Origin of the sequence: Enterococcus sp. AZ011, assembly GCF_050548355.1 — a bacterium.
GTDB lineage: Bacteria > Bacillota > Bacilli > Lactobacillales > Enterococcaceae > Enterococcus > Enterococcus faecalis.
Window position 1 is genome coordinate 264,225 of sequence record NZ_CP172959.1, and the last position, 11,971, is coordinate 276,195.

General features: G+C 37.6%; 10 protein-coding genes. 6 read left to right on the plus strand and 4 right to left on the minus strand.

All coding sequences use genetic code 11. The features are described 5' to 3' along the window. Window positions 1-281 precede the first annotated feature (281 nt). The 4 genes from IGL36_RS01385 (at window position 282) to IGL36_RS01400 (ending at window position 4,761) form a co-directional block, all read left to right on the plus strand. Window positions 282-1,259 carry a DUF4822 domain-containing protein gene (locus IGL36_RS01385; RefSeq protein ID WP_002397557.1) on the plus strand — a complete coding sequence of 326 codons (978 nt, stop codon included), beginning with the start codon at window positions 282-284 and terminating at the stop codon, window positions 1,257-1,259. A gap of 218 nt (window positions 1,260-1,477) precedes the next feature. After that, window positions 1,478-2,521 (plus strand): DUF4822 domain-containing protein, encoded by a 1,044-nt coding sequence (locus IGL36_RS01390; RefSeq protein ID WP_002387660.1) that lies wholly within the window; start codon window positions 1,478-1,480, stop codon window positions 2,519-2,521. A gap of 173 nt (window positions 2,522-2,694) precedes the next feature. Continuing rightward, window positions 2,695-3,498: an ankyrin repeat domain-containing protein gene (locus IGL36_RS01395; RefSeq protein WP_002379049.1), complete on the plus strand. Its 804-nt coding sequence runs from the start codon at window positions 2,695-2,697 to the stop codon at window positions 3,496-3,498. Window positions 3,499-3,549: 51 nt separating this feature from the next. Further along, entirely contained in the window at window positions 3,550-4,761 is a 1,212-nt protein-coding gene (locus IGL36_RS01400; protein WP_002405271.1) for an amidohydrolase family protein, read from the plus strand. 109 nt (window positions 4,762-4,870) lie between these two features. On the opposite strand, the gene IGL36_RS01405 is transcribed toward IGL36_RS01400, so the two are convergent. The 4 genes from IGL36_RS01405 to IGL36_RS01420 all read right to left on the minus strand — a co-directional run bounded on the left by IGL36_RS01405 (window position 4,871) and on the right by IGL36_RS01420 (window position 8,006). After that, window positions 4,871-5,290, minus strand: a complete 420-nt coding sequence (locus IGL36_RS01405; protein WP_002355245.1) for a type II toxin-antitoxin system death-on-curing family toxin — start codon at window positions 5,288-5,290, stop codon at window positions 4,871-4,873. Next, entirely contained in the window at window positions 5,287-5,526 is a 240-nt protein-coding gene (locus IGL36_RS01410) for an AbrB/MazE/SpoVT family DNA-binding domain-containing protein (protein WP_002358371.1), read from the minus strand. Before IGL36_RS01410 ends, IGL36_RS01405 begins: the two co-directional genes overlap by 4 nt. A gap of 100 nt (window positions 5,527-5,626) precedes the next feature. Further along, window positions 5,627-6,439 (minus strand): alpha/beta hydrolase, encoded by an 813-nt coding sequence (locus IGL36_RS01415; protein WP_002387662.1) that lies wholly within the window; start codon window positions 6,437-6,439, stop codon window positions 5,627-5,629. Continuing rightward, the gene (locus tag IGL36_RS01420; protein ID WP_002355248.1) at window positions 6,414-8,006 is read right to left on the minus strand and encodes a PucR family transcriptional regulator; all 1,593 of its coding nucleotides are present in this window, start codon (window positions 8,004-8,006) and stop codon (window positions 6,414-6,416) included. The genes IGL36_RS01415 and IGL36_RS01420 overlap by 26 nt, the downstream gene beginning before the upstream one ends. A gap of 122 nt (window positions 8,007-8,128) precedes the next feature. Here IGL36_RS01420 and fdrA point away from each other — a divergent pair, with 122 nt between their 5' ends. Then, window positions 8,129-11,140, plus strand: a complete 3,012-nt coding sequence (fdrA, locus tag IGL36_RS01425) for a DUF1116 domain-containing protein (RefSeq protein ID WP_010817861.1) — start codon at window positions 8,129-8,131, stop codon at window positions 11,138-11,140. After that, window positions 11,133-11,966, plus strand: coding sequence for a DUF2877 domain-containing protein (locus IGL36_RS01430; RefSeq protein ID WP_002355250.1), 834 nt, complete (start codon window positions 11,133-11,135; stop codon window positions 11,964-11,966). The genes fdrA and IGL36_RS01430 overlap by 8 nt, the downstream gene beginning before the upstream one ends. Window positions 11,967-11,971 lie beyond the last annotated feature (5 nt).

An 11,971-nucleotide genomic window follows, 5' to 3' on the forward strand; every position in this document is an offset into this window, starting at 1 on the left:
ATGTAAGAAGCTAAGGATAAAACAGCTAAAACAGAGGCTAAAGTAATAATGATGGCACTAATATAAGAAATAAAAAAGCGGCGTTTAATGGTCAAAAGCGTCCCTCCTAGTGGTTTTAATCTATTTCTTACTTATAGTGTATTACAAGTGAACAAAAAAAAGCTAGCATTGTTATTAACTTTTTTTCATTTGTTTATAATTTGTTCATTTTTCGGCAAGTAGGAGTTTATAAGGCTTTGCTATTCTAAATATATCAAAAAGAAAAAAGGGGATTACCAACCATGAAAAAGAAAAAAGTTTTTAGTGCGCTTACCTTATTAACCTTTAGTACGTTGTTGATTGCAGGCTGTGCTGGCGGAGCCAACTCTGCAACAGATAAATCAAGTGCAGCTAGCTCAAGCACTGCAGTCTCTAGTTCAGCAGAAGCAGCTAAAGAGCAATCAAAAGGACAAGAATTAACAGAAATTTTATCCAGTACTGATTGGCAAGGCACAAAAGTTTACGACAAAAATAATAATAATTTAACAGCAGAAAATGCTAATTTTATTGGTTTAGCAAAATATGATGGTGAAACCGGTTTTTACGAGTTTTTCGACAAAAATACTGGGGAAACCCGTGGTGACGAAGGAACATTTTTTGTGACAGGTGATGGCACAAAACGAATTTTAATTTCGCGGACACAAAATTATCAAGCCGTAGTGGATTTAACCGAAGTGAGTAAAGACAAATTTACTTACAAGCGTTTAGGGAAAGATAAACTGGGGAATGATGTTGAAGTTTACGTGGAACACATCCCTTATCATGGGAAAAAATTAGCTTTTACAAATGGACGTGAAGCATTAACCAATCAAACTGGCAAAATTGTGACAAATAAATCAGGGGATAAAATTTTAGGAACAACCTTGTGGAATGGCACAAAAGTCGTAGATAAAAACGGTAATGATGTGACAGCGGCCAATCAAAATTTCATTAGTTTAGCGAAATTTGATCCAAACACAAGTAAATATGAATTTTTCAATTTACAAACAGGTGAAACCCGCGGCGACTTTGGGTACTTCCAAGTGGTGGACAATAACAAGATTCGGGCCCATGTATCTATTGGTACGAATCGTTACGGCGCGGCGCTAGAATTAACGGAACTAAACAATGATCGATTTACGTATACTCGAATGGGTAAAGATAATGCTGGTAATGATATTCAAGTGTTCGTGGAACATGAACCTTACCAAGGCACATATCATCCAGCCTTTACTTTCTAAAAGTCTCTTGTCTTCTCTCTTATTTAACAAAAGAACGTCCCCCAACGTTCTTTTGTTTTCTCTTCCTCTATAAATAAATTGTTATTAGTTATAATTAAATATTATTATTAAGATAATTATAATGATTATTATTTAATAATTTGTTCATATTATGGACAGGTGGAGTTAATAACTACTTGCTATCCTTAAATTATCAAAAGGAAAGGGAGTAGTCGTTTATGAAGAAAAAAATCGTTGGTACAATTACGTTGTTGGCTTTAAGTGCGTTATTAGTTGGTGGAGCAGGAGGGGCTTTGACGGCAGAAGCATACGTTCCTCAAAGCGTAGACAATCCCAATAATTTAGGGGATTTACCTGAGTATTTACGTTCAGTTGGTATTAGACAAGATGAAGGATTATCAGAAAAAGATTGGGCTGGAACACGCGTTTATGATCGAAATGGGAATGACTTAACAGATGAAAATCAAAACCTATTACATGCAATCAAATTTGATGCAACCACTAGTTTCTATGAATTTTTTGATAAAGAGACTGGAGAATCAACAGGAGATGAAGGAACCTTCTTTATGACCGCTGGTATTACAGATGTTTCCCGTCTTGTAATTATTTCTGAAACCAAAAATTATCAAGGTGTATACCCACTTAGAACTTTATACCAAGATACTTTTACGTATAGACAGATGGGGAAAGATAAAAACGGAAATGATATTGAAGTTTTCGTAGAAAACAAAGCAACCTCAGGACCAGTTTATGGTCGTCCGCAGCCATACCCCAATAATCGTCCCAGAACACTAGAATTCACGAATGGACGCCGTGCCATGACAGAACAAACAGGCCAGATTGATGTAAATCGACAAGGGGATGAAATTATTGGTAAAACTTCCTTTGATGGGACACCGCAACTTCTTTGGAATGGCACAAAAGTAGTGGATAAAGATGGCAATGACGTAACTTCGGCCAACCAAAACTTTATCAGCTTAGCGAAATTTGACCAAGATAGCAGCAAATATGAATTTTTCAATTTACAAACTGGTGAAACTCGTGGCGACTATGGCTACTTTAAAGTAGGAAATCAAAATAAATTCCGTGCCCATGTTTCCATTGGAACCAATCGCTATGGCGCTGTCTTAGAGTTAACAGAATTGAATGATAATCGTTTTACGTACACACGAATGGGTAAAGATAACGAAGGAAACGATATCCAAGTCTATGTGGAACATGAACCATACCAAGGAACTTTTAATCCTGAATTTACCTTTTAAGAACAAAACATACGAATGGAAACCAAAAAAAGTTTCGACTTCTTTTGGTTTCTCTCTTTTTAAAATAGAAAAACAGAGAAAGCGTTTTAATCGACAAATAAAAAAAGATTCGTTAGATTAGAACCACTGGAGAAAAATCTCATATTTCTCTCGAGGAAAGGAAGTTGAGCACAATGAACAAAAAAATTTTAATGGGGCTATTAAGTGTCGTGACCATTCCATTACTTGCTGCGTGTCAAGGAGGAGAAACACCTTCCGCAGCGTCAAAAAATAGTCAAACGGTGACTACTCAAAGTAGTGCAAAAACTGAAAGCACCAGTACAACCCGTTCGGTAGCTCAAACAACATCAAAAGAGGAAGTGAAAGAACCGATGAAGACCTATGAAGTGGGTGCGCTTTTAGAAGCAGCCAATCAACGAGATACGAAGAAGGTCAAGGAAATTTTACAAGATACTACTTATCAAGTGGATGAAGTCGACACAGAAGGCAACACACCGCTCAATATCGCTGTTCACAATAATGACATTGAGATTGCAAAAGCGTTGATTGATCGGGGTGCCGATATTAATCTGCAAAACAGCATTAGTGATAGTCCCTATCTTTATGCGGGAGCGCAAGGACGTACGGAGATTTTAGCGTATATGTTAAAACATGCGACCCCAGATTTAAATAAGCATAACCGTTACGGTGGCAATGCGTTAATTCCGGCAGCTGAAAAAGGACATATTGACAATGTGAAGCTCTTGTTAGAAGATGGACGAGAAGACATAGATTTCCAAAATGACTTTGGCTATACAGCATTGATTGAGGCAGTGGGGTTACGTGAAGGGAACCAACTTTACCAAGATATTGTAAAATTGTTAATGGAAAATGGTGCGGATCAATCCATTAAAGACAATTCTGGTCGAACAGCAATGGACTATGCCAATCAAAAAGGTTATACGGAAATTAGTAAAATTTTAGCACAGTACAACTAAGTATTGTGTCCTTTCGGGAAGGAATAAATACAGGTAGGAGTGAAGGAAAGCATGAATTATTGGTTAAAAAATGTTCGAATTGAAACAGGGTATCAAAAAGAAGGTGACTGGTTATCTGGGACAGTAACCAAAGAAGTGGCAATTGAAATAACAGATGGAGTATTTACGAAAATCATCCCCAATGAAGAATTGGTAGAAGAACCTGGGTTGACAATTATTGATGGTCACCATCAATTGATTTTACCAGGTTTGATTGAAAAACATTGTCACTTTGATAAAAGTAAACTAGGTGTTCCGTGGTATCCGGTGACGCCAGCGAAGTCAATTGTGGAACGTGTCGAAGCAGAAATCCCTTATTTAGATAGTTTAGAACTTTCTTTAACAGAACGCGCCAACCATTTAATTGACTTAGAATTACCACATGGCGCGACAGCCTTCAGAACACATGTCGACGTGGAACCGATGACAGACTTACGTTATTTTGATGAAGTCCAAGCGTTGGCCCAAACGAAACCATTTGCGGTAGAAATTGTCGTCTTTCCACAGCACGGCTTACTGCGTTCAGATTCCGTTGAATTAGTTGATCAAGCATTGGCAAAAGGCGCCGATTTTATTGGTGGCGTGGATCCTTATTCACTAGATGGTGATTACAAAAAATCATTGGCTGAAACATTCCGCTTAGCAGATAAACATGGTGTCGGTGTGGATATTCATTTACATGACCGTCACGAAGCTGGGACAACAACGATTAAAGAAATTATCCGTTTAACGAAAGAATATGGCCTACAAGACAAAGTATTTATCAGCCATGCCTTCGGGTTAAATGATTTCATTGGTGAAGAACGTGCCGAAGTTTATGATGCTTTAGCAGCAGAAAAAATTCATATTAATTCCAGCGTGCCAATCACACCTAATACGATTCCGCCAATTATGGAATTGTTACGTCATGGAGTCAATGTCCATCTTGGTTGTGACAATATCTACGATTGCTGGTCTCCCTATGGTGATGGTTCATTACAAGAAAAATTGGCTCGTTTAGGTGAACTTTTTAACGTGAAAGATCAAGATGCTTTAACCCAATTATTAGGCTTAGTGACAGATGGTGTCACAACTTTAGACGAACAAGGGCAAGTAAATTGGCCGCAAGTTGGTGCTGAAGCAACTTACTTACTCACTGAAGCAGAATGTGCGGCGGCTTTTGTCGCTCGTCAGACACCGGTGGAAATCAGTGTGGTAAAAGGAACCACACTTTATCAAAAATAACAAAAAGAAGCGAGATTTCTCGCTTCTTTTTTTGTTATTAAATTTATTTGGATTAGACGCTTAATTTTACAATTGAAAACGACATCCATCTTATATTTCATTGATGAAATTAGTGAGAAGAAGTATGATTTAATTTAGCTCTGATTACTTTTGATACATCGTTTTTCAACTGATCAAAATCTGATCTATAAGTAGCAATAAAAACCAATAAATCAACGCCTTCTTGCGTATCTAATTGGAAATCATAACCGTTTAATTGTAAAAATAAGTCGGTTGCCATTACAGCTGTCCGTTTATTTGCATTGTAAAAACAATGCTTTGTTGCAATGTTAATCATTAAAATAGCTGCTTTTTCTTCAATTGTTGGGTACAGGTCAACGTCAAAGACGAATTGTGCTGGTTGGTTGCTAGCCATTTCTAATGCATTACGATCTTTGATGCCAATTTGTTCTGCGGGAGAATACGTTTGGATCAAGAAAGTATTCATTTGAAATAGATCATCCGCTGATAAATAATAAATACTTTTCATTTAGTAACCAATTCTTTGTACAGCTCATTATGTTTTTGTTTTGAGTTCTCCATCATTTGTTGTAATTTTTTTTGATGTTCTGACATATTTTTTTTAACAATAATATCTTTTAATTTTTCTTCGTCTACATAAACGGTGTCTGTCGCAGTCGCACCAATGCTTTCTAGAAACTCTTTTGACAATGTCATAACAACAGAATTCCCAACTTTTCTAAGTTTTCTTTCTTTGATTTCCACTAGTAACCCACCTTTCGTATATATTGTATATACAGTATATCATGGATCATAAAAAAGTTTCTATCACAAGTCTAATACTTTAATAAAATTTCTTGATTGCTTATCGTTCCTTCAACCAGCTATCCAATTGCTCAAATAAAGTGATGACCGAAGGATCTTTGGTTTGTTTTAAAAAATCATGTTCTAAATAGTAAACCGCTTTAAAGGTACTCTCAGGAATGGTCCGTCCGATTTTTTTGCTATAGCGGAACGGCACTTCTTCGTCTGAGCTGCTAGCTGTACTGAAACAAGGTGGAAAAGTTTTTAATGTTTCGTCTGACAGTGCGTAAGCAGACCAGTCCCCGTTTTCTGGTAATCCGTAAAAGTGCGGCAATAGCGCTTGCTGAATACTGTAATGATACAGCAGATAGCGAGAAAGAAAAGGATCATCCCAAACAGGCTTCGTTTGGTCGATAGCAGCTATTTCTTTAGCGGAAATGGCTTGCTTTAATAATTTCCGTGGCTCTTTAATAAATTCTAAATCTGTATAGCCGTAAAAATTGACTAAAAATTGTGGCGTCAAATTTAGTGTTTGTAATTGTTTGGTTAACTGTAACATTAAATAACCGCCAGCGGAACGCCCGCACAAACCAAAGGACTGGTTTTGAATAATCTCTTCGTTTAACAATTGGAAGGTTTCCGTTAGCGTCCTTAAGATGTGATCGATTTTTGTATTTGGAGCCAACAAATAGTCCAGTGCTAAAACGGTATAGCCATTGCTTGTAAACAGCTCCTTCAGTTCTTCTGGTAAATCACTTTTGGTTCCATAAATCATCCCGCCACCGTGTAAATAGACGACATAGTTCGTTGGTTCAGTCGTAGTGGGGTAGATAGTAACTGTTGCGCCATTAGCGAGTGTTTGATTGTTTTTCAAGTGCACGTCTCCTCATCTTTATAATGTATGTGGCAATTTCATAATTTAACAATTGCAAGGGATTGGCTAAGTCAATATCAAGAAGTTGTTCCACTTTGTTTAAACGATAACGAATCGTTTTTGAATGGAGGAACATCGCTTCAGAGGTCTGTTTATAGTTGCGGTTATTTTGGAAAAAACTGTACAAAGTTTCAAATAAATCGTAGTTGTTTTCGGCTAATTGATAAAGTGCGCGAGGAATTAATTCGTCTAAATTTTCCAATTGGTCTTCGCGGATAAAATTTTTAAATACCCCAATATCGGCTAAGGTGACAATTGGTCCGTTATAAAAAGTTTCATTAAAGCGCAGAATGTCCAGGCATTCAATCAGTAGCTCTTTAATCCCTTCTCGTGATTTTAAACTGCTGACGGCAACGGTAAGCGTGTCGTTTTCTTCTAAAAGTTCAGCTAATAAACGACTTAATTGCAGCTTTGTAATTTTTCCATCACTTTCATTGAAGTTAAAAAGGACCGCCGAATAATTTAGCTGATCGAAGAAGATGGATTTCACACGCAGGGTACGAAGTAAGGCAATAATTCGTTCTTTCATGAGTTGTGTATTGGTGTCTTTGGTAGAAAAAGCAATCGCTTGGTAAGAATCTAGCTCTTGCATTTGCACTTCACGAAGCAAACTGTTTAGCTCGTCAGGATTTTGCGGTGTATTTTGTAAAATAGCATCCGCTAAGTTGTTCAAACGAGTATACCGTTCTTTTTTTAACAAATTTTCGGTATTGAATTTTTCTTGTAAGACATCAATCGCATTTTCGATAATCACTAAATCCGTTTCTTTAACCTTTTCATCTTGTAAATAAACCAGAAGTAAACAATTAGTGGAATAACTATTGAAAATAGAAACTTCTAGTGCCAACTGTTTTTTGGGGTTGGCATGAGAATAAAGTGTTAAAAGAGAATAATCATTTTTAGTGAACTCACTGTTTTTTAGTTTTTCTCTTGAGAGCACAATCGCATCATGGGGCAAGTCGCCATCGCTAATTTCCAGATGTTTATCCAACATTTTTAAAGCGAAGGGTAATTTAATGATGTCATAAAATTCTTGCATAATCGTCTCAACCGTTGGGTAGTGGCGCTCTAATTTGGTGAAACGTTGGCGCACATCGTAATACGTACGTAAGACATGCGACTGATAATTCAACAAAGGCTCGTAAATCGTAAATAGAATTTTTTCATAGCTAATGTCTTGTGTGATTTTAATTAAAGGAATTTCATAATTGAAACATAATTCGATAAACCACTCTGGAATCATTTTAATGAATCGATCTGTTTTCAAAATTAAGCCGCTGATGCCAATTCGGCGCATCTTTACGAAAAAATTTTCCAACTCTTTTTCTGGTAAATCATGCAATGCGTAGAAAGAAGTCAAAATTAACTGATTCTTTCTACTCCAGTTCTCAATGTCAATCGCTTCTAAGACCATTGCCGAGTCAACTTCATTGTCTAAACCAATCTCTTTCGTCAAAATTTTACCTTTTTTTAAGTCACCTATCGATAATAACTCTCTTAATTTCATCGTTTTCTCCTTTTTTCCTCTTATGGATAAAAATTATACCATTTTTTTAGAATTATGTCCGATGAAAACACTTTCTCGTTTCGATACAATAGCATTGTAAGGAATAGATAGGAGGATGAACAATGTTACACACAGTAATTTTGAAAAACAATTACCAAGACTCCATCAACTTAATGTTATTGACCAATAAAATCAATGCATTAGATGGTGTAACCATGAGTCAAATCATGATGGGAACAGATGCCAACAAAGACATCCTTAACAACACGAACTTGTTAACGGATGAGGCCAATAGTGCATCTGCAAATGACATGATGATTGTGGTTGACAGTGAAAAAGAAAACATCATGGAAGAAGTTATGCCAGCGATTGATGAATTCTTAGATGATTTATCAGCAAAGGGAACTAGTGAAGAAGCACAAGCAGCAACTTCTTGGGCAGAAGCGTTTGACCTTTTACCAGAGGCGAATGTAGCGCTATTCAGTATTCCTGGTGAATATGGTGCGCCAGAAATGGAACGTGCCTTAAAAAATGATTTACACGTGTTCTCTTTCACGGATAATGTGTCAATTGAAGATGAAGTACGTTTGAAAAAATTAGCGCATGAAAAAGGCTTACTAATGATGGGGCCTGACTGTGGAACTGGTATTATCTCAAGTATTCCAATCGCCTTTACAAATGTTGTTTCTCCAGGAAACATTGGCGTTGTTGGTGCTTCAGGAACAGGGATTCAAGAAGTTACAACGATTATTGACCGCTTAGGTGGCGGAGTTGTTCACGCCATTGGAACTGGTGGTCGTGACTTAAGCGACAAAGTAGGCGCTATCACAGTGAAAGATGCTATTGTGGCTTTAGAAAATCACGAACCAACCGATGTGATTACAGTTATTTCTAAACCACCTGCAAAAGAAGTTCGTGATGAAGTGGTTGAATTATTACAAAGCATTTCAAAACCAGTCGTTGCGATTTTCTTAGGAGAAAAACCAACAAGTCACGAAGGCAAAGTTTATCTAGCTCATACATTAGAAGAAACAGCTAAAATTGCTGTTGATTTAGCAAATGATGTGGCCGTGAAGAAAAATTACTTTGAAGCATTAGCAAAACCAGCTGTACCAACATTACCAGAAGATAAAGTTGTAAAAGGCTTATATTCAGGTGGTACATTAGCTTCTGAAGCAGGTATGTTAATTTCTGAAGCTTTAGACCTTGGCAGTTTAGTGAAAGCAGAAGGTTATGTCTTGAAATCTCACGGTTATGAAGTCATTGACTTAGGCGATGATATGTATACACAAGGTCGTCCGCACCCAATGATTGACCCAGATGTTCGTATCGAAAAAATTCGTGAATACGCACAAGATGAAAAAACGGGGATTATCTTATTCGATGTGGTGTTAGGCTACGGTGCTCATGAAGACATGGTTGGTGCATTGTTACCAGCAATTGAAGAAGCGCGTGCCACAGCCAAAGAAGCCGGACGTGATCTTTACTTTGTTGCAACTGTTTGTGGGACGACGAAAGATCCGCAAAATTACCAATCGTCGGTTGATCGCTTGAAAGAAGGCGGCGTTTTAGTTGCAGAAAGCAATGCTAAAGCTGTTCAATTAGCTCTATTGCTAAAAGGAATCGAAATTTCAGAAGACGATAAAGAAGTGGTTGCTTACAACGGACCAACTGTCGATGTACCAAAACCAGGCGAAAAAGTAATGGAACTATTAACAACCAAACCAAGAATTATTAACGTTGGGTTGCAAAGCTTTACAGAATCAATCGTTGATTACGGTGGTGAAACTGTTCAATTCAACTGGCGTCCGCGTGCCAACGGCAATAAAAAAATGATTAAAATTTTGGATGCTTTGGAAGATTACAGTGAACAAATCGAAGCTGAAAATCACAAAGTAACAGACAAAATTAAAAATGCACAACCATTCTTAGTAGATGTGGTACCTGCGAAATCAGTGATTCCAGAATTAAATGATGATGCACAAAAAACATTACTTCATGCTGGACCACCAATCCAATGGTCTGAAATGACTGGACCAATGAAAGGTGCTTGTATCGGAGCTGCATTATTCGAACGTTGGGCAGACAATGAAGAAGATGCTTTGAAGATTTTTGAAGCTGGCGAAGTACGTTTCATTCCTTGTCACCATGTAAAAGCAGTAGGACCAATGGGCGGTATTACTTCTGGTAATATGCCAGTCTTTGTTGTAGAAAATCGCTTAGAAGGTAACGAAGCATACTGTATCTTGAATGAAGGTATCGGTAAAGTATTGCGTTTTGGTGCTTATTCACAAGAAGTGGTTGATCGTTTAGATTGGATTAAAGATGTTTTAGGACCAACGATTGCGAAAGCCTTGAAACTTTCTGAAGAAGGCTTGAACTTAAACGTATTGATTGCGCGCTCTATTACAATGGGTGACGAGTTCCACCAAAGAAATATTGCCGCATCTTTGAACTTCTTAAAAGAATTGTCTCCATTAATTATCAAAACAGATATTCCAGAAGATCAAAAATACGAAGTAATCAAATTCTTAGCTGACACAGATCAATTCTTCTTAAATGTCATGATGGCAACTGGAAAAGCAATTGTTGATGGTGCCCGTAAAGATACCAACGGAACAATTGTCACAACGATGACTCGTAACGGCGTGAACTTTGGGGTTCGGATTGCAGAAACAGGCGATCAATGGCATACCGCACCAGTAAATACACCAAAAGGTCTTTACTTCACTGGTTTCAGCGAAGAAGACGGAAATCCTGATGTCGGGGATAGTGCAATTACTGAAACAGTAGGCGTTGGAGCAATGGCTATGGTAGCTGCACCTGGCGTAACACGGTTTGTTGGTGCAGGTGGCTTTGAAGATGCGTTAGCAACCTCAAATGAAATGGCAAAAATCTGTGAAGGACACAACCCAACATTCTCAATTCCAACTTGGGATTTCCAAGGAACTTGTTTAGGAATTGATATCCGTAAAGTGGTGGAATTAGGAATCACACCAATCATCAATACAGGGATTGCACATAAAAATGCCGGTGTTGGTCAAATTGGTGCAGGGACAGTTAGAGCACCTCTAGGCTGTTTTGAAAAAGCCCTAGAAGCGTATGCTGAGAAACTAGGCATTACGGTTGAATAACCAACTAGTTATTAGTGACTACATTTTTCCTATCCACCAATATGGCAAGATGGGAACCATTCACAGTGTTTTTGAACGTTCATTTAATCTGAAAGTCCAGGATCAATTAATCAATGTTGCAAACTTCCATAATTATTTATCAAGCTTTGGTATGTTTTTGCCAGATCAATTGTTTCAAGAAATCTTTCCGTATGTACAACAAGGTAATAAAGTCAAAATCACAGAAAATCAGTTGACCTTTTACAGTACAGTCGGCGTGAAAACGATCCAACTCACACCTGCCGAGGTCGTTTCTTTAAACATTACTCATTTCAAGTTAGAAAAAGACCAATTACGCTTGTTGCGAGACCGCTTATTAGCGAGAAACTTAGAACGTAGAATTGGCCTGCCTTTAGACGAACGAGCAAAGCATATTTTCAAAAAAATGAGTCAAAAACAAAAAGTTTGGACACTATCGGAATGGCAAGAAGTAACGAATTATCTGATTGGTCGGGGCAAAGGGTTAACCCCGAGTGGTGATGACATTTTAGTGGCGTATCAAACAATTTTGTTCATACTTGCTGATGAAAGAGCTGCGGCGTTAGCCGCTACTCTTTCGGCAGCAAATTTATCCACAACAGATGTTAGTAAAGGCTATATTGCAAGCTCGGCTAAAGGATATGTAAATTCATTGTTGTATCAGTTACTCTTGGATTTGGAGAACCATCGGGATAATAGAGTTGACGAAAATATTGACAGAATTATACAAATCGGACATTCCTCTGGTAAAGATATGTCATTTGGAATGTTACTAGCTTTACAATCTGTAGAGTTAGATGAGAAGTGAGGAGA

What these genes read in the sequence shown, in the direction of transcription:
- IGL36_RS01385 (WP_002397557.1), top strand. Translation starts at nt 282, where the DNA reads ATGAAAAAGAAAAAAGTTTTTAGTGCGCTTACCTTATTAACCTTTAGT.
- IGL36_RS01405 (WP_002355245.1), bottom strand. Translation starts at nt 5,290, where the DNA reads ATGAAAAGTATTTATTATTTATCAGCGGATGATCTATTTCAAATGAAT.
- fdrA (WP_010817861.1), top strand. Translation starts at nt 8,129, where the DNA reads ATGTTACACACAGTAATTTTGAAAAACAATTACCAAGACTCCATCAAC.
- IGL36_RS01395 (WP_002379049.1), top strand. Translation starts at nt 2,695, where the DNA reads ATGAACAAAAAAATTTTAATGGGGCTATTAAGTGTCGTGACCATTCCA.
- IGL36_RS01420 (WP_002355248.1), bottom strand. Translation starts at nt 8,006, where the DNA reads ATGAAATTAAGAGAGTTATTATCGATAGGTGACTTAAAAAAAGGTAAA.
- IGL36_RS01390 (WP_002387660.1), top strand. Translation starts at nt 1,478, where the DNA reads ATGAAGAAAAAAATCGTTGGTACAATTACGTTGTTGGCTTTAAGTGCG.
- IGL36_RS01400 (WP_002405271.1), top strand. Translation starts at nt 3,550, where the DNA reads ATGAATTATTGGTTAAAAAATGTTCGAATTGAAACAGGGTATCAAAAA.